Below are 24,911 nucleotides of genomic sequence, written 5' to 3'. Positions count from 1 at the left end.
GCTCCCCTAGCGTCGCCGGTTACGCCGTAGGATCCCGGTAAGTTGATGAATACTGCCCAGGGTAATAATTCCTAGCCAGAAAGCGAAAGCAGCTAGCACGATAAAGGGTAGAACCCCTGAGTCTTCCACTGGCCGGGAAGGAACGGGGGCCGCAAGCGGGCTAATGCTCTCGCCCACCTTGTGCAGAGGTGTTTGGCTGGGGCTGGGATCAGCGGTAGAACTGGCCGCGTTCTTTCGGTGAACCCTGATCCAGTCCTTCATGGAGCCTAAGGGGTTGGTCTGGGTATCATCCGGGGTATCGACTGCCAAGGCTTTGGCGGGGTTGATAATGCCGTAACCGTAGAGCACATCTCTCCCGGGTGCCCCCTCATCATCTGCCGACGAGATAATCCGTTCAATGACCTGATGGGCGGTGAGGTCCGGGTATTTCTCCATGATGAGGGCGGCCAACCCGGTCACCAGCGGTGCCGAGGCGCTGGTTCCAGACCAGGTAGCGTACTTGTTACCCGGGATAGCACCAACCATTGACTCACTCGGTGCGGACACGGCAATGGAGATACCCTGGGAGGAAGAAGACCAGGAATCCTGACGGTTGGTATCAACACCACCTACGGTGAGCACACCGGGCATGGTCGCTGGTGCCCCAACCTGGGTGATCCCAGCACCCCGGTTCCCCGCAGAAGCAATAATCAGAACCCCTTTTTCTTCGGCGTAAGCAAAGGCAGAATCCCAAGATGCCGGCCACGAGGTGTCGTTGGACCCTACGGAGAGGTTGATAATGTCGGCCCCCTTGTCCACCGCGTAGCGGACGGCATCAGGTATCTGCTCGTTGATGGAAGGGCTACCGGCAACGCTGGTTCCCAGTTCAAGAGAAATCGGCAGAATGGTGGCATCGGGCGCGACCCCTATCACGCCAGCAGGTTTGCCCGGCTGACCGGGGTTAGCCGATGTTGAGCCGTCGCTGTGGCCGTGGCCAGCAATCATCGAAGCGACCAGGGTACCGTGCTCAGGCTCAAGGCCCAGGCCTTTCCACCCCTTAGAAGAACTGCTCACGCCCGAGGCATCGTAGCCATCAATGACGTTATTCACGAGGTCCTGGTGGGTTCCATCCACACCCGTATCAATGACGGCAACAGTGATTCCTTTGCCTGTGGTTTGCTTCCACAAGCCGGTGATACCGTACTGGGTCAGCCAGTACTCGCGGCTACGAATAGAATCGCCCCGGGGAGATGTCGATGCTGAGGGGCTAGCCTGAGGGTCCGCTGAAAGGCTCGGGCTGGCAGTTACTGCCTGCGCGGTGGGGGCTAGGCCCAGGGCACCGCTACAGGCTACAAAAGTAGCGCAGAGCAGGGCTAGGCCTTTTCGCAAACGCTGGTGGGCCATTGGTTCCTCTAGAGCCCCGCGCGAGATGCTACTGACAGGGCAAGGCCATCCAGAATATCCTTTTCAGAGGCCAGGGCACTGGTGACGGCGCCCCCTGTCATGGCCGAGACTCGCTCTACAATGCGCGCCCAAATCACTGAGCCAGCGGGAATCACATCGACCCGCCCATCGTGCATGTACCCCAGCTTAGAGCGCTGGGCGCTAGTCATAGCCACCATGTCAGCAGCCGCCTTGCTGATCTCCTTGATGCAGATATCAGCCCGGTCGATACGGGCAGGGTCATAGCTCTCCAGGCCTAAGGCGTGAGCCGCAACCGTTGTCACGGTACCGGCCACACCGACAATGCGCTGGGTAGCGGAAAGGTCAACAGTACCCAAGGCGGTAGCAAGAGCTTTATCGGTATCGGCAATAACCCGAGCCACCTGCGAGACATTGGGCGGGTCAGAGCTAATGTGCCGCTCGGTCAGCCGCACGCAACCGATATCAACGGAACGAGCCGCAAGAACACCCTTCTGATTACCCAAAACGAACTCGGTGGAGCCACCGCCCAGGTCAACCACCAGGGTTGTTTCACCGGTGTTGCCTACCGATGACAGGGCACCCGCAAAGGACAGCTCAGCTTCTTCGGTCCCGGTTATTACCTCGGGCTCAATCCCCAGAATGTCCTGGATACCGCGGGTAAAAATATCGCGGTTACCGGCATCGCGGGTGGCGCTGGTCGCGGCAAAACGCACCTGCTTGACCCCGTACTCTTTCAGGAGCGCCGCATAGTCGCGGGTTGCCGCGAAGGTACGTTCCAGGGATTCCTTAGCCAGCCAGCCGGTCGCATCCACGCCCTTGCCCAAGCGCACAATTTTCATCTGCCGCTCTAAGTCTTTGAGCTGGATACCATTGTCGGTGGACTGGGCTTCAGCGATCAAGAGGCGGATTGAGTTGGTTCCGCAGTCGATAGCTCCAAGGCGCATGGGTTCTCCCTCAGATAGTCTCGGGGTGGGGGTTGGCTTACTGGTGGCTGAGGTTTAGTCGCGCCAGGTGGGGTCGCAGTGACAGGTGTCAGGGGTCCACCACTGAGCAATCAAATCTAGGGTCTGGTCCCCGTAAGGGTTGATACCGCGCCCAACCGCCAGGGTATGCCCAAGAACAGCGTGCAGGCACTTTACGCGAGTCGGCATACCCCCGGCAGAAACACCCTCAATTTCAGGTACCTGATCGAGGCCGGCAAGGGAGCGGATACGGTCGCGTTCAGCCAGGTAGTTCTCGTGGGCCGCCCTGTATGCCTCAGCTTTATCGACCTTATCGGTAACCTCATCGGTCATTTCATACATGACCCCCTCGGCCTCAAGACGGGAGACCGCGGCGGTAATCACGGGGTGAGCCAAATAAAAAACGGTGGGGAAAGGTGAGCCGTTAGCCAGCCGGGGTGCGGTTGCCGCAACCAGAGGATTCCCGCACACACAGCGGGCAGGGATTTCCACAACATCACGCACGCTTCGGCCTAGCTGTGCCGAAAGCACCCGGATATCAAGGTCGGTGGGGGCAAGAGTCTCGGCTGTCACGCCAAAGCCTTGGGGGTTGTGTGTGGTCATGGTGTCCTTTGATGTGGCCGGTGGGCATTGTCGGTTTAGTCTACTGGGTGGCCCGTCACCGGGTACCCGGATAAATTCTAGGGAGCGGTCGGACTCCTAGGGGTTTCTGTTGGAGTAGCAGATCCCGTGGAGGTAGGGCCCTTTGCCTTCTCAGACTGAGGGGCATTGGGGTCTTCAGCCGCGAGCTGGAAGGAACCCCACAATTTAGTGGTCCAGGAGTCCTCGGGTGCTGTCTTGGCGGCGGCACTGGTGTCATCGGCAAGTTCGCTGGTGGGATCCAGCCCGACTACCAAGTAGGGGGTCTCCCCCGGCTCCACGTAGAAGAGACGGCTACGAGCCTGCTGCTTGACGTAGTTGTCGTCCTGCCAGAGGTTAACCTGGTTCTGTAAATCTTTCTTCTCAGCCTCCAAGCTAGTGATATTGTCCTTGGCGGCCTTAATCTCCTGGTTCTGTTTGATAAAGGATCTAAGCGGGCTGTAGACCGAAAGCGCGATAATGACCAGGACCAAGGCGAAGGTGATGAAGTGACCCGAGAAAGAGTGCGCCGCGACAGGCTTATCGGGGAGCTCAGAGCCGGTAGAGGGCACAGGCTGTTTAGCTCGCTGAGCCCTAACAGATGAGGCGGCCGGTTTTCCCAGGCCAAAGCCAAAGAAAGCCGCAATGCGGTTAGGCTTTTTGTTCCCCTGTTGCCGTGCCATGCTGTATTTCCTGATTCTGCGGGTTGGTCCGCCGCTCTTTTGCTAGGGCTTCACTCAGAAGCCCGCATGCTCTCTTCCGTCAAGATTACCAGTCTACCCGCTCCCCCACCCACCCCACCAAGGCAAAAGGTAAGAGCTATGCCCTCATAGGCTGAACAGTGACCGAGTATAAAGAAGTGCCCCGGTAGGTAGCTACCGGGGCACCGCAGTCAGTCTATAAAACAGACTTACTTGGCAAAGCGGGGGAAAGCGCTCTTACCGGCGTAAACAGCCTGGTCGCCGAGCTCTTCCTCGATACGCAGGAGCTGGTTGTACTTAGCAACGCGCTCTGAACGTGCGGGAGCGCCGGTCTTGATCTGGCCGGCGTTGGTTGCAACAGCCAGGTCAGCAATGGTGACGTCCTCGGTCTCACCTGAACGATGTGAAACCATGCAACGGTACTCGCTGCGCTGAGCCAGTGCCATAGCGTCAAGGGTCTCGGTCAGTGAACCAATCTGGTTTACCTTGACCAGCAGGGCGTTAGCAGCACCGCCGTTGATGCCCTGGGCCAGACGCTCGGGGTTGGTCACAAAGAGGTCATCGCCAACAATCTGGACCTTGTCGCCGATTTCGGCGGTGAGGGTCTTGTAGCCCTCCCAGTCATTTTCATCCAGGGGATCCTCGATAGAAACGAGGGGGTACTTGGCAACCAGGTCAGCGTAGTAGGCGCTCATTTCAGCAGCGGTCTTCTTCTGGCCTTCAAAGTCGTATGCGCCGTCATTGTAGAACTCGGAAGAAGCGACGTCCAGAGCCAATGCAATCTGCTCGCCGGGCTTGTAGCCAGCCTTCTCGATAGCCTCAATGATCAGGTCCAGAGCTGCCGCGTTGGACTCCAGGTTGGGAGCAAAGCCACCCTCGTCGCCCAGACCTGTGGATAGGCCACGATCGTGCAGAACAGCCTTGAGCGAGTGGTAAACCTCAACGCCAGCCTGCAGGGCAGCAGAGTAGGTGTCGAAGCCGATGGGGGCAATCATGAATTCCTGGATATCAACGTTGGAGTCAGCATGTGAGCCACCGTTGAGGATGTTCATCATAGGAACGGGCAGAAGGTGAGCGTTGGGGCCGCCCAGGTACTTGAAGAGGGGCAAGTCAGCGGACTCAGCGGCGGCCTTAGCAACAGCCATGGAGACACCAAGGATAGCGTTTGCACCCAGCTTGCCCTTGTTATCGGTGCCGTCAAGGGCAATCATGGCTGCATCAACAGCACGCTGGTCAGTGGCATCAATACCAATAACCTCTTCAGCGATTTCATCAATCACAGCAGATACAGCGCCAAGAACGCCCTTGCCCAGGTAAACAGCCTTATCGCCATCGCGACGCTCAACTGCCTCCCATTCACCGGTGGATGCGCCTGAGGGAACTGCTGCGCGGCCAAAAGCGCCGTCTTCCAGAAGTACCTCTACTTCAACTGTGGGGTTGCCGCGTGAGTCGAGAATCTGACGGGCATGTACTGCGGTAATCAAAGCCATGAAAATGCTCCTTGAAGGATAAAAAGGTGGAATGGCTGTATAGCGTCAAGCTGATTGCTCAATAGGCCTCTCGGCCCAGACGCGTTTATGCTTCCAGTCTACCAAAAAACCCACATAAGCACACAGAAATTCAATATTTCCCACCTTTTTCTTCAATACGTCTGTGATTTGTGGGAGCAGAGCCAACGGCTCACAACACCGGAGCCTCCGAGCTGCCGAGTCCCCCTACAGGAGAGGTGCCCTACACTCACCCGCTCAGAGAGCATTGAGGGAGAGACTATTCAGAGTGGTGCTGAATATAGGAGCGGGTGTGGCTCCTCAGGGACCGTTCAGCATCCAAACCAGCGGCACGGGCAGCAGCCACCAGCTCAAACAGGTAAGCGCCCAGGGCATCTTCAGTCTCGATACCGGCAGGCAGACCGGCAGGATGCTCCCCCTGACTCGGCCACAGACCGGCTTTTGAGGCCTTATCCAAGGTCTTATCTGCCAGAGCAAGGGCAGGCAGGTGCGGTGGAATACCGTCTAGAAGCCCCCTACGTTCAGGCTTCTCAAGCTTCTTGAGCCGGTCCCAGGCTTCACATATTTCCTGGGCGCTCGGGCCGGGCCCAGCACCCTCACGGGGAGAAAAGACGTGAGGGTTACGGCGAATCAGTTTTGCGGCCAAATCAGCTACCACATCTTCCATGCCAAACCCACCCAGCTCTGCGGGCACCTCTGAGGCCATCTGGGCATGAAAAATAAGGTTGAGAAGCACATCGCCCAGTTCCTCCCGGAGCAGGGGAAGGTTAAGACCCCGAGGGTCTTCAAGAGCTTCAAGAACCTCGTAGGTTTCTTCAATGAGATAGTGCATGATGCTCTGGTGGGTTTGTGCACCGGTCCAGGCGCACCCGCCGGGCTGACGCAGGGTCTGCATGATCTCCAGGAGCTGGGAGAAATCAGCCGCTGTGGGAGTCCTATCAGAGCCCGGTATCTGTTGCCCAGTCCCCTGCCTGTTAGTAGCTTCATGGGGTTTGGGAGTTGAGGGTTGAGGCTCCGAGGGTTTAGGCTCCTGAGACACGGCTCTCCCCTTCTTGTTCCTGGAGAGCTAGCTGGCTGTAGACCATCTGGACGCTCCGCAAGAGTGCCTGCTTCTCATCCTGGGAACAGAAAGCACCGTTAATGGCGTTGAGAGTGACCTCAAAGAATTCGGTCAGACCAAAGCCGTGATATCGGGCCAGCTCAGCAAACTCACGGGTCATGCTGGTGGAGCTCATCAGCCGGTTATCGGGGTTGATTGTTACCGCAAAGCCAGCCTGCAGGAGCAGTGCCACCGGGTGCTCCTCGTAGGAACGGGCAGGTTCAAAGTCGAGGCCGAGCCCCACCCGGTCAAGGTGTTCCGCCGCATCGGTTTGCAGGTTAGAACAGGGGCAGGTTTCCAGGGTAGTCCGGCGATTCTTAACCCATTCGGCAACCTCACCCAACTGTAGGACGGTCTGCTCCCGGTCAGCATCGGGCAGCAGCTCACCGGTCGGGTCAATCTCAGCCAGGGTCCGAGCGGTAATGTCCTCTGTGATACGTACACCGTGGCCCAGGCGCAGAGCACGACCAGCCACCAGGGCTTGACGAATCGAGTCAAGCCCGTAGGCCTCTCCCGCATGAAGGGTGACCGGCAGAAAATGACGGGCCGCAAGATCAAGGGCCTCCGCGTGGTCAGCAGCAGAGAAGCCGTCCTCCGGGCCAGCTAGGTCAAAACCCACCACACCCAGGGGGCGGTAGGCCAGAGCTGTTTTCACAACCTCCAGGGAATTATTCTGGTGGCGCATGGCGCACAAAATCTGGTTGACCAGGATACGCCCGCCAGCCTGCCCTACCTGTTCCATACCGTCCATGAGCCCGTCAGCTACCGCTTCAACAGCCTGGGCCATACTCAGCCCCTGGGTCAGGTGCAGTTCGGGGGCCCAACGGATCTCGCCATAGATCACACCGTCAGCAGCCAAGGTCAAGACATGCTCCATAGCCACCCGGCGCAAGTTTTCAGCAGTCTGCATCAGCGCTACCGTGTGCTCAAAAGTTTCAAGATACCGTTCTAAAGAACGAGAATCAGCGGCCTGTTTAAACCATGCCGCTAGAGCCTGAGGCTCCTCAGCAGGCAGCTCGTGCCCTATCTCCTGCGCCAGCTCAATCATGGTTTCCGGGAGCAGACCACCGTCAAGGTGATCGTGCAGACAGACCTTGGGCAATGACTGTAACCAGGTAGTGGGGGTATCGCTCACTCGTTTTCTTCTCTCATGGTTTTCTTGTGGAAACCGCCCCGCCACACGCGAAGGTGTGCCGGGGCGGTAGCTGGGGGCCGGTCATTAGTGAAAAACCCTAGCGGTGACTAGCTAGAAATTCCAGGAGGCCAGAGCTTCACTCATATGCGCTGGGATATTAGCTCCGGTGCGGGGGAACATACGCAATTCCTCTACATACTGCTGTGCGGGCAGATGCTCGGGGTAGCGCACGAAAGCCTCTTCATCGGCGTAGTCAAAGGAGGCAACCACAGGAATGCCGGGGGTAAAGCGCAGATTGATAGCCAGCGGTGAACCGTAGCCTTCCTTGTAAGAATCAGCCTTGAGCTGCAAAATGCCCAGAACATCTTCGGGAATCAGGTCAAAGGTGCGGACCTGCTCCCAGAAACCGTTCCGACGCACGTGAGTCAGGGCATCGTAGTAGGAGCCCAGGGTGCGTACACGGATCAGAACTGTTGAAACATCCAGCGCGGTACCCTTGAGGCCGAACAGGGCATCATAAGCCGGGGCAAGTCGGGACACGACCTCAGCCTCAGTCAGAATCAGGTTGCCATCTGCCTTCTGCGTCTCAGAGGGCTTGGCCTGGCTCTGCTCAGAGTAAGAGGGAGCTACGTCCACGCCGGCACCGGTCATAGGGGCATCCAGGGTGGCAGCGGCAACCTTGCTCGGGGCGGCGGGGATAACAGAAGCAGATGCCCTTGTTGAGGGTGCGGGCTCTTCGTCAGTACCGAATTCGCTGTCGTCGATATGGCTGGGCAAATCCTCACTGGCGTAAGGGTCAGCTACGATGCTTTCACTGTCATCCTCAGTAACCAGTAGCGCCGGAACATCAGAAACAGGTTCAGGTGATGTGGCCTGGCCCAGAAGATATGAGGGAGCTTCTGCCTTCTCAGCCGGCTGCGAAGCCGCTTGAGAATCATCGATATCAACGGTGCCATCAAAGTGTCCGCCGGTTGCCGGGTACTGGCTTGCAGACTCGGAGTGAACAGCGCCTCCTTCTTCAGCCTTGTTCTCAGCTTCGACAGGCTCATGGCTGGACTCAACAGTGGGCTCTTCTAGACGGGGGGCCTCTTCAATCGCTTGGGGAGCGATGTGCGCTGAGTTATCTGCAACCTCGTCACTGAAGCCCAACTCGGGGTCAAGAGTCCCAGCTACAGAAAGGCTCTCTTCCCCAGGTTCTTGGGTTCCAGCCGCGTTTTCATCCTCGTCTGTGTGAGCAAACCGCTGGGCTACGTAGCTGGTCTCAGAAACAGAGTCAGCTTGCTCAGTAGCCAGCTCAGAAGATTCTTCGACGGTCTCAGACAGGCTGAGGCTATCAAGGGGCTCGCCAAGGGCGCTGGCGGTTGATACCTCATCGGAACGAGTAACAGAATCGACGGTCCCTACCTCTTCAGCATCGGCCTCAGCCAGATCAGCATCAAGCCCCGCACCGCTCTGAGCGGTTTCTTCTTCATCAGATGCTAGACGAGCAGAAACCCGGTGCAGTCGCTCTTCAACAGGCTCCGGATTCTCCGTAGTTTCAGGTGCTTCTTCGGTCTGAGCAGCCGCAGCTACCACAGCAGGTGCCGCGATATGGCCCAAATTCAGAGAATAGTTAAGGTTGTGGGTCCGGCTGGCCTCAGTATTCATGAAAGAAACCTGGACCGCAGTTTCGTTACCCACAGCGGGGTTGACCACAATCAGTGCCCTAGTCCATGCACCGCGTTCGCTTTTTTCCTCTTCGACGTAGAGGTCAGCTACCGGGCTGAACCACTCGCTACCGGGCTCAATGACGCCAGATTCAATTTCCTGGCCCCGCTGGTAGAGCGTGTAGCTCATCTCATTACCCGCCTGAGTCAGGCTCAGTGTTACCTGTCCATCGGCCTTGGAGCGCATCTTCTCGACCGTGGCTTTGAAGCCTTTACCTGCGTTTGCCTCCGCAGAGACTCCCGCCGCAACAGCGGTCTCAGCAGGTGGCAAGGAGGCGGAACCCGCTGATTCTTTACTGGTTTCTGCGTCACTTGCAAGGACATCACGGGGTGATGCTGGGCTAGGAGCTGGCTGGTTTTTCTTTCGGCTAAAAAGTCCCACGGTTGTTCTCTTTTCTCGCGGTTGGACAGTTACTGGAGGGAGGTAACCCTATGCGTTGATTCGGTCCAAAATAATGGTGGACGGCGTGTACTCGCCGCCAATAGTCCACGCACCCTCAAGTGACTCGAGGGCTCGGGCAAATCGTTCGGGGGTATCTGTCATGAGAGTCATCAGGGGCTGACCTGCTGTAACAGTATCACCGGGCTTGGCGTGAAGCATAATACCTGCGGCAAGCTGAACGTCGTCTTCTTTACGTGCACGGCCTGCGCCCAAACGCCAGGAGGCTACCCCAACGGCGAGAGCATCCAAGCGGGTTAGAGTCCCTGAGCTATCAGCTAGCACGGTATGAGTTTCACGGGCTGTGGGCAGAGGTGCATCGGGGTCTCCGCCCTGAGCAGCAATCATCTGACGCCACTTATCCATAGCACGGCCATCTGCCAGCGCTTCAGCGGGGTCTGCCTCGACACCGGAGTTTTTCAGCATGACCCGGGCTAGCTCAACGGTCAGCTCCACAAGATCTGCAGGCCCCCCGCCCGCGAGCACCTCAACGGACTCAGCGACCTCACAGGCGTTACCAACGGCCAGACCCAGCGGAGTGTCCATATTGGTCAGCAGGGCACTGGTTGTTACGCCTGCGTCCTGGCCCAAATCGACCATAACCTCAGCCAGCTCGCGAGCCTGAGCCAGGTCTTTCATGAAAGCACCGGAGCCCACCTTGACATCGAGCACCAGTGAACCGGTGCCCTCAGCAATTTTCTTACTCATAATCGAGGACGCAATCAGCGGAATCGCCTCAACAGTGCTGGTGGTATCACGCAGGGCGTAGAGCTTCTTATCGGCAGGTGCCAGGCCTGAACCGGCAGCGGAGATAACCGCCCCAACACTCCCCAAAATCTCCAGGGTACGTTCCTTGCTGATATTGGCCTGCCAGCCAGGGATGGCTTCAAGCTTGTCCAGGGTGCCACCGGTATGGCCCAGACCCCGGCCTGACAGCTGGGGAACAGCGACCCCGTAGACAGCCACCAGAGGGGCCAGCGGCAGGGTGATCTTGTCCCCCACCCCACCGGTAGAGTGCTTATCGGCAGTAGCCAGCTTCTTGTCGGGACCAATGATTGAGGAAAAGTCCATGCGCTCACCAGAACGAATCATGGCATCGGTCCAGCGCACAATCTCGGGGCGGCTCATACCGTTGAGAAAAATAGCCATGGCAAGAGCACTCATCTGCTCATCGGCAACCACACCGCGAGTATAGGCATCAATGACCCAGTCAATTTGCTCGGGTGAGAGGACCCCTCCGTCTCGCTTGGTGCGGATGACATCTACGGCGTCAAAAGCTTCGGTGCTCACGCTGTCCTTTCTACGCGAGTGCTACCTTGCTCCCCGCGCTCTTCTTGCTTGCTATTAACTCTATGTTCAAGTATGCCAGTTCAAACCGGCGAGCGCCCGCTCCCGGGCAGGCAACCGCAGTGAAAGATTAGCCTCTTGCTGTCTCTAAGCGTTCGGGGCCAAAGGCATCGGGCAGCATCTGTTCAATCGTCATCAGCCCGCTCACAGACTGTAGGAGCATACCGGGTGCGCTGTGCTCAAAGAGGAGTTGGCGGCACCTGCCGCAGGGCATGAGCGCTTTTCCGTCCTGATCGACGCAGGCAAAAGCTACCAGCTGCCCTCCCCCGGTGCGGAAAAGTTCAGAGATCAAGGAACATTCGGCACAGAGAGTAATACCGTATGAGGCGTTCTCGATGTTGGCCCCGGTAATAACGCGGCCGTCCTCGGTGAGGGCTGCGGCACCTACCGGGTAGTTGGAGTAGGGAGAGTAAGAACAGGCCAGTGCATCGGTGGCGGCCTGGGTCAGCTCTTCCCAGTTAATCTCGGGCATCTTTGTTCCTTTGCTTAAGACAGGGGTGGCTACCGCACCAAGCGGTAGCCACCAGAGATTTATTCCTTGACGTAGGGAATGCCTACGGCTGCGGGGCCTCGTGAACGGCCCACCAGGCCTGCCACCGCGAAGATGGTCACCAGGTAGGGCAGCATGGCCAACAGTTCGGTGGGTACGCTGGTGCCCAGGATTGAGAGAACGAACTGCAGGTTCAGTGAGAAGCCAAAGAGCAGGGCGGCGCTCAGGGCACCGATCGGGGTCCAACGTCCGAAGATAAGGGCAGCAAGGGCGATGTAGCCCTGGCCGGCGGTCATGTCGGAGTTGAAGGATGAAACGGATACCAGGGTGAAGAAAGCTCCGCCCATACCGGCAACGGCACCAGCTAGCAGGACGTTGGTAGCGCGCAGGCGGTTAACATTCACACCCAAGGTATCAGCGGCCTTGGGGTGCTCACCTACGGCGCGGGTGCGCAAGCCCCAGCGGGTCTTGTTCAGTGCGAACCAGATAGTAGCAACGACGATATACATGATGTAGACCAGGACGTTCTGGTTGAAAAGCACCGGACCGAGCACGGGGATCTCCGACAGGCCGGGGATAGCGAAAGCAGGGAGTTTAGGTGCTGAGTTCAGCACTGATGCGTTGGGCTCCAGAACTCGGGTGAAGAAGAAGCCGGTCAGACCTGATACCAGGACGTTGACCACAACACCCACGATGACCTGGTCCACCAGGTATTTGATGGCGAAGACTGCCAGCAGGGCAGAGACCAGCATGCCACCCACCATGGCAGCTACCAGACCAGCCCAGGGGCTCTTGGTCAGAGATCCGACGAGTACTGCACTAAAGGCACCCAGCAAAAGCTGGCCTTCGATAGCGATATTGACAACACCAGAACGCTCACAGAGCAGGCCGCCCATTGAACCGAAGATCATGGGAACAGAGAGCAGAACAGCACCGTTAAGCAGGGAGACCAGTGACAGCGAGGGGCTAGCTGTTGAGCCAACTGCCCAGACCAGCAGGCCGGTTGCAAAGAGTAGCCAAAAGAGAGGGGCTACCCACTTACCCAGTGTCTTACCTGCCTTGGCGGTCACCAGAGAGTAAAGGGCCAGTGCCAGCATCAGGGCCGATGCAACCCACCCGTAGGTCTGGGGGTTGATCCGCAGCGGCTCAGCGCTAAACCAGCTCACGCCGTCTGAGATACCCAGGCTAATAGTTGACTGGGGGGCGCGAAGACCTATCAGAAGGGTTGCAACTAGGGCCAGGACGGCATAGATAACAGGGTTTTTCCAGTCTTTGACGACCAGAGTTTCAGTGTCGGAAGAAAGGCTGGTTGCCTTGGTTGCTTCTACACTCATGGTTATGCCTCCACAGCCTTCTTTTGAGCTGACTTTTTCTTGGTGGTTTTGCCGGTGGGGTCGGGCAGGTGGAAGATGGAGCGAACCAGCGGGGGTGCTGCGATGAACAGAACGATCAGCGCCTGCAGAACCAGCACGATGTCGATAGAGGTACCAGTAGATACCTGCATAGAAACCCCGCCTGCACGGAATGCACCGAAAAGCAGTGCCGCGAAGAAAGTGCCAACGGGCTTGGACCGACCCAGCAGAGCCACGGTGATAGCGTCAAAACCCAGTGAACCTGCAATACCTGTGGTAAGTACCTTTTCGCTACCTGCCACCTGGGCGGCACCGGCCAGACCGGCGAGGGCACCGGAGAGCGCCATGACGATGATGTAGCCTGAGGCCACCTTGATGCCTGCGGTGCGAGCGGCGTGCGGGTTAGCGCCAACGGCACGCAGCCGGAAACCAACGGTGGAGCGGTTCAGGAGCCACCAAACAAAAGCTACAGCCAGGATAGCTACGATAAAGCCCAGGTGCAGGCGGAAGGCTGGCCCAAGAAGCTGGGGGAAGACCGCCGTATCGGGCAGTTTCTCGGAGATGGGGTTGGAGCTTCCCGCACGCTGAAAGAGCGGGGTCTTGAGCAGGTAGACCAGCAGGTTGGCGGCAATGTAGTTCATCATGATGGACAGGATGACCTCGTGGGCGCCTGTCTTAGCTTTGAGGACACCGATGATACCGCCCCAGAGGGCACCACCGACGATACCGCCAACAATAATCAGGGGAACCATAGCAACTAGGGGCAGGCCAGCGTTCAGTGCAACCCAGCCTGAAACCAGGGCACCAAGGATAAGCTGGCCCTGGGCACCGATGTTAAAGAGACCGGCCCGGAAGGAGAGGGCGACAGCTAGGCCCGCAAAGATCAGCGGAGTGGCTACAGTCAGGGTTTCGGTGATGGGGCGAAGCTGCTGGTTAAAGGTGCGCCCGTTGGGGTTGAAAATCGCCCCCTGCAGCAGTGCCATGTAGGCGTCATAAGCTGCGCTCCAGCCTGCACTGAGGGTGTCAATGGGGCGGGCAAAGAAGTACTTTGAGGCGGCCTGGGTGGCGGGGTCCGTCGCGGCAATGAGCAAGCCACCCACGATAAAGGCGGCCAGGGCGGCACCGATTGACAGGCCGATGTTACCGCCGGCAATGCGGGCAAAGGTGGAAGGCTTGGGCTGGATGACGGTCTGACTTTCAGTTGCCGGCGCGGGGCTAGTAGCCGCACTCTTGGCAGTCTGAGCGGGGTCTACCTGCTCGGCTGCGGGCTTGTTGTCACTCACGCTTATTCTCCTTCTGCCCAGGGGGTTTGGGGGGTGGTTACGGCTGAAACTTCTTCATGTTCATCGGCGGCTCTCTGGGCCTCCTCGTAGGTTGCCCCGGCCATCATCTGGCCCAGTACCGAGCGGGGTGTCTCAGGCGGGACAATGCCCATGAGCTCCCCGTGGAAGAACACGGCGATACGGTCAGCAAGACCGTAGACCTCATCAAGTTCAGTCGAGACGATAATGACCGGTAGGCCCTTATCTCGTTCCTGAACTATGCGCTTGTGAATGAATTCGATGGAACCGACATCCACGCCACGAGTGGGTTGGGAGGCCACAAAGAGTTCGAGGGGGCGGCTGAGTTCGCGGGCCACCACAATTTTCTGCTGGTTACCACCGGAAAGAGTGGACGCGGTATGTTCTTTGGAGCCCATGCGGATATCAAATTCGGCTCCGGCACGGTCCGCGTTCTCAGAGATTTTGGACCGGTTGAGGGTTCCCATGGACGAGAAATCTTTGCTGTCAAAGAGGTCAAGAATCAGGTTCTCGGAGATAGAGAAGGAGCCGATCAGGCCGTCCTTGCTGCGGTCTTCGGGAACAAAGCCAACACCCGACTGTAGGACCTGCTTGGTGGAAAGCCCCAGCAGTTCTTTACCGTTGAGCTTCATGGATCCGGTTGCCTTGGGGTGCAAACCGATAATGCTTTCTGCCAGTTCGGTCTGCCCGTTGCCCTGAACGCCGGCTACGGCCAGAATCTCGCCGCCGCGGACGCTGAAGCTAACGTCCTTGAGCAGAGGAACACCGTTACTGGCAATCAGGGTGAGGTTTTCAAGCTCGAAAGTCTTTTGGGTGAGCTGGGGGGCGCCCTTATCGACGGTGAGCTGAACGGCCTTACCGACCATCAGGGAGGCCAGCTCGGTAGTGGACATAGCGGGGCTGGCCTGGCCCACCACCTTACCGCGGCGAATGACGGTAATATCATCGGAGATCTCACGGACTTCACGCAGCTTGTGGGAGATAAAGAGCAGGGATTTGCCGTCTTTGCGCAGTTCGTCCATGATGCCCAGGAGCTGGTCGGTTTCTGCGGGGGTGAGCACAGCGGTAGGCTCATCGAGAATCAGGATTTCGGCCTCCCGAACCAGGGCCTTAATAATTTCAACGCGCTGCTGAACACCCACGGGCAGGTCTTCTACTACCGCGTCGGGGTCCACGGCGAAGCCGTAGCGGTCAGAGATTTGGCGGATTTTACGGCGGGTAGTTTCCAGATCCAGGGTTACCCCCTTAAGGCTCTCTGAACCCAGAGCCACATTTTCTGCCACGGTAAAGACCGGAACCAGCATAAAGTGCTGGTGAACCATACCGATACCGGCGGCCATAGCATCGGAGGGGCCGGAAAACTCGACCGGCTGATCATCAATATAGATTTGCCCCTCGGTGGGCTGATAAAGGCCGTAGATGACGTTCATCAGAGTGGATTTACCGGCACCGTTTTCGCCCAGCAGACAGTGGACTGTCCCCGGGGTGACCGTCAGGTCGATGCTATCGTTCGCGGTAAAATCACCAAATCTCTTGGTCACCTTGCGCAGTTCGAGTTTCATGGGGGGTGGCTTTCTGTGAGAGAACCTGGGCACATCACCGCGCGGGGCGGCAGAAAGGTTTGCTTCGTGCTTTAGTTTAGCGGGTTGGGGCTTACTTACTGGACACTGCCCCTTCACCGCACAAACGGCTCACCCCTCTAGCGGGTAGAGGGTGTGAGCCGTTGCGGGGGTTAGCAAGTGGCTAACGGGTGCTTATTATGCAGCAGTGGGTGAGCCTTCGGTCTCAACCTTGATGGTGCCGGAGATGATATCTTCCTTAATCTTCTCCAGCTCCGCCTTGGTCTCATCGGAGACCTTGCTGTCGAAGTTGTGGAAGGGAGCCAGGCCAACGCCGTCGTTCTCCAGGGTACCGATGTAGGCCTCGGAGGTGAACTTGCCGTCCATGTCAGCTTTGATGGTCTCGGTGATAGCTTCGTCCATCTTCTTCATGATGGAGGTCAGGATGATGTCCTGGAAGTCGGGGTTGGTTTCGTAGCCATCAGAGTCAACCCAGACAACGGAGGCGGGGGCATCGGCGTGAGCCGCGTTGTATTCCTTGACAGCTTCAAGGGTGCCTGCACCTACGGGGCCAGCAACGGGCAGAATGATATCGGCGCCCTGGTCCAGGAAGTTCTGGGTATTGGTCTTGCCCTTGGTGGCATCTTCGAAGTCACCGGTGAAGGTGCCGGACTGGTTCTCGGTGTTCCAACCGAGGACCTCAACCTTGGTGCCCTTCTGCTCGTTGTAGTATTTGACGCCCTGGGCGAAGCCGTCCATGAAGATGGTTACGGTGGGGAACTGGGCACCACCGTAGGTTGCGACCTTACCGGTCTTGGTCTGGGAAGCGGCCAGGTAGCCAGCCTGGAAAGCGGCCTGGGCGGTGTCAAAGACGATGGGGCGCACGTTATCGAGCTCGATGGAGTTATCGTCCACGATGGTGAAGTGCAGGTCGCTGTTGGCTTCTGCTGCTTCCTTGGTCGCGTCTGCCAGACCGTAACCCACGGTGACGGTTAGGTTGCAACCGGCCTGGACCATTTCGTTGAGGTTGGGAGCGTAGTCAGTCTCAGCGCTAGACTGGGCCTTCTTTTCCTGAATGCCGTATTGGGAGACGGCGTCGGTCAGACCCTTGTAGGAGTTCTGGTTGAAGGACTTGTCGTTGAAGCCACCGGAGTCAGAGACGATGCAGCCCAGGTAGTCTTTGTTGTCGCCGGAGGCCTTGGAGGACTCTTCGGGGGCTGAGCCGCAGCCTGCCAGAAGCAGGGCGGAGATGCCCAGGATAGAACCGGTTGATGCGAAGTGCTTGCGTGAGAGAGCCATGAAGGTCCTTTTCGTGCCACTCTGGGAGGTAGGTGCACCAGTGCACTACTACCCGCGTGTGATGTGTAATCCCAGAAGAAATTTTGCGTAACACAACACATCATAGTGTGATTTATCTTCCGGTTCATCTCTGATTCACCCAAAAAGGAGTGACCCCAGCAACAAGGCTCTGCTATTTAATCACACCGGGATTATTGGCCCTGATCACCCAGCACCCCTAGGTAAAGAGTGCCCATTTGTTCCAATGGTGCTCTGCTGACCTAAGAAGCGCCACCTCTTCCTCAAAAGTGGGCAGGCACCTCTTTAGGCAAGCCGTGAACGCTCTAGACTAATAGCCCTTAAAGCGGTGGCAGCCATTACTCGAACGCCATACTCGATAGCCCGCTCATCGGGGGCATAGTCTCCCCGGTGTAAATCGTAGGTTATTCCACCTGGCACACGAGTACCTAGGCGAATGAGGGCACCGGGGACTTCCTGCAGTATCCAGGCGAAGTCTTCACCCCCCATAGATTGTTCCACTAGCACCACAGAGTCCTCCCCCAGTTCAGCCCTGCTGGCTGCTTCGACCAGGGCGACTTCCTCTTCGGTGTTAACGGATGGGGGTACGCCGCGAAAATGCTCTAGTTCAATCTCGACCCGGTAGGGGGCCGCGACCTGCTCCACCACCTGATCGAGCATGGCTCCTGCCTGCTTCCAAACCTCAGCATCTAAACAGCGCATAGTTCCGGCCAGGAAAGCGGTGGAGGGGATTGCATTGGGGGCCACTCCGGCTTCGATCTGCCCCCAGGCCACCAGCACACCACTGCGCACATCGGTCTTACGTGAGAGCACTGCTGGGACGTTGATAGCTATCTGGGAGAGGGCGTAGATGATGTCTTCGGTCAGGTGGGGCCGAGAGGTGTGCCCACCGCGCCCTTTGAGGCTGATTTTGATGGTGTCGGAAGCGCTGGTTATAGCCCCAATACGGGTTCCGATTTTACCCACATCTACCTTGGGTTCACAGTGTAAGGCAAAAGCGCGCGGCACCCCTTCTAGGATGCCCTGGGCGATCACATCAACAGCCCCGCCAGGCAGTTGTTCTTCGGCAGGCTGGAAGATGATGCGGATGCGCCCGCCCAGGGGCCTGTGCTGGTCAAGCCGATGCAGGAGGATGGCAACGCCTAGCATGACGGTCTGGTGGATGTCGTGCCCGCAGGCGTGCATGATCCCGGGGTGTTTGGAGGCGTAGGGCAGTTCTGTTTGCTCTTGAATGGGTAGAGCATCAATGTCTGCGCGTAGGGCTGCCGCCAGCGGGCCCTGCCCTACATCCACATAGCAGCCGGTGCCCTTGAGGTGCCGGGGCGCTAAGCCTTCCTGGGTCAGGGCGCTAAAGATTCGCTCCGTGGTTTTTTTCTCTAGGTAGGAAAGCTCGGGGTGGCGGTGAACCTCCCGGCGGAAGGCTTTCAATTCAGGAATCAGGTTGTCTACCGAGTTTTTGAGCATATCTTCAGTCTGTGTCGAGCTCAGCCCTGGAAACCCTGAAACTACGTCTTGAGTCGTAGAAGATTTATCCATAAGCCTACCTTACTGGCAGTATGGGGTATAACAGAAGAATGTTTAGACAGCTCCTAGTCGAAGGGCTCTTTCGATAAGTTAAAAATAGCCCTAACTGACCAATAAATTAACAAAAACAGATTTATTGTCAGAAAAAAGGGTTTATCTATCCCCCCACTTAGTACATGGCAGCTGGAGGGCCAGACTCGGCCAGTAGGCAGTAGATGTGATTAAACTAATCTATATCTCCAAATTGTCTAGCCCGTAGGGCAAACATCCGCATATACAGTTAAAAATGTAGCTATAGCTGATTTTTAAAATTTAGCGCACTGGTTGGTTAATGACGATTGACCTCCCCTTATAGTAGAATAGAGTGAGCATCGGTAGAAGAGCTTAAATTAGGTTCACCCTGGTTTGCCCTCTAGGTAACGCTTAGGGATTATAGCTTAACTGGGCATACCCCCTAGAAGCTCACCTACTCTTGAACTTGAACATCATTGATCGAAAGAAATCACGCACCATGACCCCTCAAATTTCACGCCGTAACATCGCCAAGGGCGCCGCCTGGGCCGCCCCGGCTGTTATCGCCACCTCAGCAATTCCAGCCTATGCCGCTTCTACCCAAATCCCCCCTCTGGGTACTATCTGCTCCCTCTACTTTGGAGGTGGTAATAGAAACTCTCAAACCACCTCTGTATATTTGGCAGTTGAATCTGCCGATGGTGTCATCCATGCCGGTCAAACCGTCTCCTGGGTAGTCGATATGAGCCGGGGTACTGTGCCTGGCCTTAATTACCCCCAGGATGGCTCCTGGACTCTGACCACAAGCGTTCCCAAGGGTCAGTCCGCTACCCAGTTTGTAGTTACCCTAACCGCTAACCAGGATGTCCCCGTCCAGAACGTCAACTGCGTGGCTCGTATGATCTGGGATGGCTCTGCCTCAGCAGGTTCCTCCAACATTAGCCCCAAGAGCACCCTGTCGGTAACCTCCAGCGGCAACAATACTAGCTACTCCAGCAAGATCACCATCCCCCAACGCTACGGCACATCTGTCAACGACACTAGCCGTACCCCGCTACGGATTGATGGTGCCTGCTACCCCAAGATCCAGTGGTCTGATTTAGGCAACTCAACCCGTTACGACAAAGACACCATTCTCTACTTCAATGGTCAAGGTCCTATCCTGCCGGACTCCAACGCTAATAACACCCAAAAGATCACCACCGGCACCTGCTAAAACCGGCGGTAAACCTGTTCAGGGCGAGCTACTCCTTTTGACAGGAGCAGCTCGCCCTTTAGTGTGCTCTCAGCCTGCCCTGATTCAAAACTTCAGACCAGTTACAGGGGTCTAACTGTCAGCCTTTCTAAAGCTAAAGCCGGTGCATGCCAGACAGACTAAGAGCTTGCCCCCTCCCCTAGGCCAAGCTCACACAGACCAAAAAGTCCTCCCGGCCTATCCCGCGATTGGGGTAGGCCGGGAGGACTAAGCGTGCTGGCAAGGCCAAGCAGCTAGCCGGCGGTGACTCAGGGCTACTAGAGCACAGCCAGCTGAGAGTGCCTAAAGAACCCTAGCCACCACAGCCTGCTTGACCTCGGCAATAGCCTTGGTGATTTCAATGCCACGGGGGCAGGCCTCAGTACAGTTAAAGGTGGTGCGGCAACGCCAGACACCCTCCTTGTCGTTGAGGATTTCCAGGCGCATATCCCCGGCATCATCACGCGAATCAAAAATGAAACGGTGGGCGTTCACAATAGCTGCCGGGCCAAAGTACTGCCCATCAGTCCAAAAGACAGGGCAGGAGCTTGTGCAAGCCGCACAAAGAATACACTTGGTGGTGTCATCAAACCGGGCCCGGTCCTCCTGGGACTGCAGGCGCTCACGCTCAGGCTCGTGGGTGTCATTGACCAAGAAGGGCATAATCTCCCGGTAGGCCTGGAAGAAGGGCTCCATGTCAACAATCAGGTCCTTCTCGCAGGGCAGGCCCTTAATTGGCTCAACGGTGATCGGCTTGGACAGGTCAAGATCCTTGAGCAGGGTCTTACAGGCCAGGCGGTTACGGCCGTTAATACGCATGGCATCAGAGCCACAAATACCGTGAGCGCACGAGCGACGGAAAGACAGTGAGCCGTCAATCTCCCACTTAATCTTGTGCAAGGCATCGAGCACCCTGTCGGTGCCAAACATGGTCAGCTTAAACTCATCCCAGTGGGCCTCTGCCGACAGTTCAGGGTCGTAACGGCGGACCTGGACGGTCACATCAAAAGTAGGGATAGCGCCAGCTTCACCGGCCTCAGCCTTAAGAACGACCTTGGATTCTGGTTCGCGTGCTTCAAAATCAGCCATTTTAGTACTTACGCTCCATCGGTTCGTAGCGGGTGAAGGTCACGGGCTTGGTATCAAAGCGTAGACCCTTAATGCCTTCCATCTCTGCCTGCTCATCCAGGTAGACCATGGAGTGCTTCATGAAGTTGGCATCGTCGCGGTCAGGGTAGTCCTCACGGAAGTGACCACCACGAGACTCCTTGCGGTGCAGAGCAGCTACCGACATGACCTTAGCCAACTGGAGCAGGAAGCCCAGCTCAACGGCTTCAAGCAGGTCCAGGTTAAAGCGCTTGCCCTTATCCTGAATCTGAATATTCTGGTAGCGCTCTTCCAGCTCAACAATCTTGTTGACCGCATTGTGAATGGTCTCTGCGGTACGGAAAACCTGCATGTCTGCATCCATGACATCCTGCAGTTCCTTACGCAGCTGGCCGACCTTTTCGGTGCCCTCGCCCTTGCGAATCTGGTTCAGCAAGGCCAGGGTTTCATCGGCTGCATCATCGGGGACGGGCAGGAAGTCCGCAGAAGCGGCGTACTCGGCAGCATACATGCCAGCACGCTTACCAAAGACGTTAATATCGAGCAGGGAATTAGTACCCAGGCGGTTAGAGCCGTGCACCGATACACAGGCAACCTCACCGGCGGCGTAGAGGCCGGGGATGATGTCCTCAGAATTGGAGTGGACCTCAGCCTTAATGTTGGTGGGGATACCACCCATAGCGTAGTGGGCTGTGGGGAAGACCGGCACCGGCTCGGTGTAAGGCTCAACGCCCAGATAGGTACGAGCGAACTCGGTAATATCGGGGAGCTTCTCGTCAATATGGGCGGGCTCCAGGTGGGTCAGATCCAGCAGGACGTAATCCTTGTTGGGACCACAGCCTCGGCCTTCGCGCACTTCGTTTGCCATCGAGCGGGCCACAATGTCGCGGGGCGCCAGGTCCTTAATGGTGGGTGCGTAGCGCTCCATGAAACGCTCACCCTCAGAGTTACGCAGAATACCGCCCTCACCACGGGCGGCCTCAGAAACCAGGATGCCCAGGCCGGCAAGACCCGTGGGGTGGAACTGCACGAATTCCATATCCTCCAGGGGAATACCGTTGCGTAGGGCAATGGCCATACCGTCACCGGTCAGGGTGTGGGCATTGGAGGTGGTCTTGAAGATCTTGCCGCAACCGCCAGAAGCGAAGACAACTGACTTAGCCTGGAAGACATGCACATCACCGGTTGCCAGGTCGTAGGAGACAACACCGGCGGGGCGGCGGACGCCCTTTTCGTCCTCCACCATGACCAAATCGAGCACGTAGTACTCGTTGTAGAACTCCACGTTGTGCTTAACGCAGTTCTGGTAGAGGGTCTGGAGAATCATGTGGCCGGTGCGGTCCGCAGCGTAGCAGGCGCGGCGCACAGGAGCCTTACCGTGGTCGCGGGTGTGACCACCAAAGCGACGCTGATCAATACGGCCCTCGGGGGTGCGGTTGAAGGGCAGACCCATCTTTTCCAGATCCAGCACAGCGTCAATGGCTTCCTTAGCCATGACCTCTGCCGAGTCCTGATCTACCAGGTAGTCCCCACCTTTGATGGTGTCAAAGGTATGCCACTCCCAGTTGTCCTCTTCGACATTGGCAAGAGCTGCACACATACCGCCCTGGGCGGCACCTGTATGGGAGCGAGTGGGGTAAAGCTTGGTCAGAACAGCAGTGCGAACACGCTGGCCTGCTTCGATGGCGGCTCGCATACCTGCGCCACCTGCACCGATGATAACGACGTCGTACTTATGTACCTGCATTGTGGGAATGCTTCTTTCTAAAATCTAGAGCGCTGTAACTTTAGGGAGCAGTGCAGAAGGAGGGCAGAAGCTCTGCGCTAGCACCGGCGGGGCAGGGATCTAAGGTGAAAATCACCAGGGTTCCGAGCAGAATCACGAAAGCGGTTGCCAAGAAAAGCGCAATCTTGAGGACGGAACGAACACCGTCCTTCTCTGCGTAATCGTCGATGATGACGCGGATACCGTTGGCACCGTGCATCATAGCCAGCCAGAGCAAAAGCAGATCCCAGACCTGCCAGAAGGGGTTAGCCAGCTTGCCGCCCACAAAACCAAAGTCAATGCGGTGGACGCCTTCGCCCATCATCAGGTTGACGAAGAGGTGGCCAAAAATCAGGACAACCAGCAGAACGCCTGAGACTCGCATGTAGAGCCAGGCGAACATCTCAAAGTTGTTGCGCTTGGAGGAAGAGCGGTTGTATTTAACTCCCGAGACGGTGTTATCGCGGCTACGAGGAACTGAAATCTTAGTTTTGAGAGGTGTTGCCATGTCTTAGTGACCCCCAAAGGCGAGCATGAGGTGACGGATAAGGAAGGGAACCATAACTATGGCCCATAGAATCAGAACACCCCAGAGCATGGCCTTCTGGTTCTTGGCACCGTTCTTCCAGAAGTCAACCAGAATAATACGGATACCGTTGAAGGCATGGTAGACGATAGCCGCAACCAAAGCGGCTTCACCCATGGCCATCAGAGGATTCTTGTAGATATGCATGATGGAGTTATAGGCCTCCGGTGAGATGCGTACAACTGCCGTGTCAAGTACATGAACCAGCAAGAAGAAAAAGATAGCGATACCGGTGATGCGGTGGGCAACCCACGACCACATACCTTCGCGGCCGCGATACAGCGTGCCCTTGGATGTATTCGGCACTGAATAACCTCCTGTGTGATGCGGGCCAAGCGCCAGTTTTGTACCACATGGCGCCCGCACACCAACCTAGTGTGTGTTCTACTCAACAGCAAGATTAGCAGGTTTTGAGGCAACTTACTTACAGGGTGTCACCAGTATCGGGCAAGAGAATCCCAAAAAATAGCGAACATTTTAATGCCCTTAACCCCTATAATCCCAGTATTTCGCGGAATTATAAGGTCGGAATCCCTCAGAAAGTGACTGCCGTCGTAGAAAGAACCCCAAAAATTTCAACACGATGACTTTAAAATATCGGTACACTATAGGGATAATGAGAACTCCACTTGAACGGTTCTACCCCCTCATTCCGGCCGGCGGCGTAGGGTCCCGCCTATGGCCTCTTTCTCGCGCTGTAGAACCTAAATTCCTTCTTGACCTGACAGGAACAGGCTCATCCCTGCTCCGCTCCACCTACGATCGACTGGTTGACCTAGCCCCCAAGGGTATTATGGTCGTTACCGGGCAGGCCCACGCCAAGGCCGTCACCCAGCAGCTCAGCGAGCTCCGCGGATCCGATTTGGTTCTTGAACCATCACCGCGTGACTCAGCGGCTGCAATCGGTCTTGCCTGCGCTATCCTGCACGAACGCGACCCTGAGGCCATCATCGGATCCTTCGCTGCCGACCATATTATCGACCCCGTAGAAGACTTCCAGGATGTCGTGCGCGAAGCCGTACACGCCGCAGCCTCGGGCAAGATCGTCACCATCGGCATTGAGCCAACGGAACCTTCCACGGCTTTCGGTTACATCAAGGCCACTCAAAACCTAGGTCTGGACCATGCCCCCAGCGCCCTAGCAGTTGAGCAGTTTGTTGAGAAGCCTGATGAGGCGACCGCAAGCTCCTATGTAACTTCCGGCGACTACACCTGGAACGCAGGTATGTTCGTAGCACCTGCGGCTCTCATGCTCAAGCACCTTGAAGCTAAGGAACCCGAGCTCTACGCAGGCATCAAGGAAATCGCCCGCGCCTGGGACACCTCAGAGCGCGACATCTGCATGAACCGCCTCTGGGAGAACCTACCCAAGACCGCCATCGACTACGCTGTAGCTGAGCCGGCCGCCGCTGCCGGCGATGTCGCTATGGTGCCGGGCCGCTTCAGCTGGGATGACGTCGGTGACTTTGACGCCGTTGCCCGCCTCAACATTGAAAAGAGCGGTGATGACCTCTTTGTTCTCGGCAACAAGGACAACGTCATTAGCGAGGACAGCACCGGAATTATCGTCAACAACACCAACCGTAAGATTTCCGTCATTGGCATTGAAGATATCGTCATTGTCGATACCGCAGACGCTCTGCTGGTAACCGTCCGCGACGATGCCCAGAGCGTGAAGAACACCGTAGCTACACTCAAGGAGCAGGGGCTGAACAATCTGCTCTAGGCGCTAACTTCTTACATAG

The 24,911-nt window shown here is 57.1% G+C and carries 21 protein-coding genes; 2 read left to right on the top strand and 19 right to left on the bottom strand.

All coding sequences use genetic code 11. The features are described 5' to 3' along the window. Positions 1 to 6: 6 nt before the first annotated feature. From ACN08Y_RS09875 to ACN08Y_RS09805, 15 genes are all read right to left on the bottom strand, one after another. Entirely contained in the window at positions 7 to 1,383 is a 1,377-nt protein-coding gene (locus ACN08Y_RS09875) for a S8 family peptidase (protein WP_419112555.1), read from the bottom strand. 8 nt (positions 1,384 to 1,391) lie between these two features. Next, the gene (locus ACN08Y_RS09870; RefSeq protein WP_419112554.1) at positions 1,392 to 2,348 is read right to left on the bottom strand and encodes an exopolyphosphatase; all 957 of its coding nucleotides are present in this window, start codon (positions 2,346 to 2,348) and stop codon (positions 1,392 to 1,394) included. Between the two features lie 54 nt (positions 2,349 to 2,402). Then, a complete protein-coding gene (locus ACN08Y_RS09865; protein ID WP_419099917.1) occupies positions 2,403 to 2,969 on the bottom strand; it encodes a DUF501 domain-containing protein in 567 nt (188 codons plus the stop codon). Positions 2,970 to 3,046: 77 nt separating this feature from the next. Next, a complete protein-coding gene (locus tag ACN08Y_RS09860; RefSeq protein ID WP_419112553.1) occupies positions 3,047 to 3,667 on the bottom strand; it encodes an FtsB family cell division protein in 621 nt (206 codons plus the stop codon). A gap of 227 nt (positions 3,668 to 3,894) precedes the next feature. Next, on the bottom strand, positions 3,895 to 5,175 hold the full coding sequence (eno, locus tag ACN08Y_RS09855) for a phosphopyruvate hydratase (protein ID WP_419099919.1): 1,281 nt from the start codon (positions 5,173 to 5,175) through the stop codon (positions 3,895 to 3,897). A 277-nt stretch (positions 5,176 to 5,452) separates the two neighbouring features. Then, positions 5,453 to 6,232: a MazG nucleotide pyrophosphohydrolase domain-containing protein gene (locus ACN08Y_RS09850; protein ID WP_419112552.1), complete on the bottom strand. Its 780-nt coding sequence runs from the start codon at positions 6,230 to 6,232 to the stop codon at positions 5,453 to 5,455. Then, positions 6,216 to 7,427, bottom strand: a complete 1,212-nt coding sequence (locus ACN08Y_RS09845; RefSeq protein ID WP_419112551.1) for an adenosine deaminase — start codon at positions 7,425 to 7,427, stop codon at positions 6,216 to 6,218. The genes ACN08Y_RS09850 and ACN08Y_RS09845 overlap by 17 nt, the downstream gene beginning before the upstream one ends. 111 nt (positions 7,428 to 7,538) lie before the next feature. Further along, a complete protein-coding gene (locus tag ACN08Y_RS09840) occupies positions 7,539 to 9,515 on the bottom strand; it encodes a hypothetical protein (RefSeq protein WP_419112550.1) in 1,977 nt (658 codons plus the stop codon). A gap of 48 nt (positions 9,516 to 9,563) precedes the next feature. Next, a complete protein-coding gene (locus ACN08Y_RS09835) occupies positions 9,564 to 10,862 on the bottom strand; it encodes a thymidine phosphorylase (RefSeq protein ID WP_419111257.1) in 1,299 nt (432 codons plus the stop codon). Between the two features lie 127 nt (positions 10,863 to 10,989). Beyond that, on the bottom strand, positions 10,990 to 11,391 hold the full coding sequence (locus ACN08Y_RS09830; RefSeq protein ID WP_419099924.1) for a cytidine deaminase: 402 nt from the start codon (positions 11,389 to 11,391) through the stop codon (positions 10,990 to 10,992). A 59-nt stretch (positions 11,392 to 11,450) separates the two neighbouring features. Further along, the gene (locus ACN08Y_RS09825) at positions 11,451 to 12,743 is read right to left on the bottom strand and encodes an ABC transporter permease (RefSeq protein WP_419099925.1); all 1,293 of its coding nucleotides are present in this window, start codon (positions 12,741 to 12,743) and stop codon (positions 11,451 to 11,453) included. Between the two features lie 2 nt (positions 12,744 to 12,745). Continuing rightward, on the bottom strand, positions 12,746 to 14,044 hold the full coding sequence (locus tag ACN08Y_RS09820) for an ABC transporter permease (RefSeq protein WP_419104394.1): 1,299 nt from the start codon (positions 14,042 to 14,044) through the stop codon (positions 12,746 to 12,748). Between the two features lie 2 nt (positions 14,045 to 14,046). Beyond that, positions 14,047 to 15,624, bottom strand: coding sequence for an ABC transporter ATP-binding protein (locus ACN08Y_RS09815; RefSeq protein WP_419104393.1), 1,578 nt, complete (start codon positions 15,622 to 15,624; stop codon positions 14,047 to 14,049). 195 nt (positions 15,625 to 15,819) lie between these two features. Beyond that, a complete protein-coding gene (locus ACN08Y_RS09810) occupies positions 15,820 to 16,920 on the bottom strand; it encodes a BMP family lipoprotein (protein WP_419111253.1) in 1,101 nt (366 codons plus the stop codon). A 303-nt stretch (positions 16,921 to 17,223) separates the two neighbouring features. Then, positions 17,224 to 18,402: an amidohydrolase gene (locus ACN08Y_RS09805; protein ID WP_419112566.1), complete on the bottom strand. Its 1,179-nt coding sequence runs from the start codon at positions 18,400 to 18,402 to the stop codon at positions 17,224 to 17,226. A gap of 571 nt (positions 18,403 to 18,973) precedes the next feature. Between ACN08Y_RS09805 and ACN08Y_RS09800 the strand changes: the two genes are divergently transcribed. Next, the gene (locus ACN08Y_RS09800; protein WP_419112549.1) at positions 18,974 to 19,690 is read left to right on the top strand and encodes a hypothetical protein; all 717 of its coding nucleotides are present in this window, start codon (positions 18,974 to 18,976) and stop codon (positions 19,688 to 19,690) included. 321 nt (positions 19,691 to 20,011) lie between these two features. Here ACN08Y_RS09800 and ACN08Y_RS09795 read toward each other — a convergent pair whose 3' ends face one another. Genes ACN08Y_RS09795 through sdhC form a run of 4 tightly spaced genes read right to left on the bottom strand, consistent with a single transcriptional unit; the run spans position 20,012 to position 23,472 of the window. Further along, complete coding sequence (locus ACN08Y_RS09795; protein WP_419099931.1) at positions 20,012 to 20,797, bottom strand: succinate dehydrogenase iron-sulfur subunit; 786 nt, start codon at positions 20,795 to 20,797, stop codon at positions 20,012 to 20,014. A 1-nt stretch (position 20,798) separates the two neighbouring features. Continuing rightward, a complete protein-coding gene (gene sdhA / locus ACN08Y_RS09790; RefSeq protein WP_419099932.1) occupies positions 20,799 to 22,562 on the bottom strand; it encodes a succinate dehydrogenase flavoprotein subunit in 1,764 nt (587 codons plus the stop codon). Between the two features lie 40 nt (positions 22,563 to 22,602). Further along, entirely contained in the window at positions 22,603 to 23,088 is a 486-nt protein-coding gene (locus tag ACN08Y_RS09785; RefSeq protein ID WP_419104391.1) for a succinate dehydrogenase hydrophobic membrane anchor subunit, read from the bottom strand. Positions 23,089 to 23,091: 3 nt separating this feature from the next. Next, on the bottom strand, positions 23,092 to 23,472 hold the full coding sequence (gene sdhC, locus ACN08Y_RS09780; protein ID WP_419104390.1) for a succinate dehydrogenase, cytochrome b556 subunit: 381 nt from the start codon (positions 23,470 to 23,472) through the stop codon (positions 23,092 to 23,094). Positions 23,473 to 23,782: 310 nt separating this feature from the next. Here sdhC and ACN08Y_RS09775 point away from each other — a divergent pair, with 310 nt between their 5' ends. Beyond that, on the top strand, positions 23,783 to 24,892 hold the full coding sequence (locus tag ACN08Y_RS09775) for a mannose-1-phosphate guanylyltransferase (protein WP_419112548.1): 1,110 nt from the start codon (positions 23,783 to 23,785) through the stop codon (positions 24,890 to 24,892). The last annotated feature ends 19 nt before the right edge of the window (positions 24,893 to 24,911 follow it).

The sequence above is a fragment of the Rothia sp. P5764 genome, assembly GCF_048512965.1.
GTDB lineage: Bacteria > Actinomycetota > Actinomycetes > Actinomycetales > Micrococcaceae > Rothia.
The sequence above is the reverse complement of the archived record's forward strand: the minus strand, read 5'-3'. Positions and strand labels throughout refer to the sequence as shown.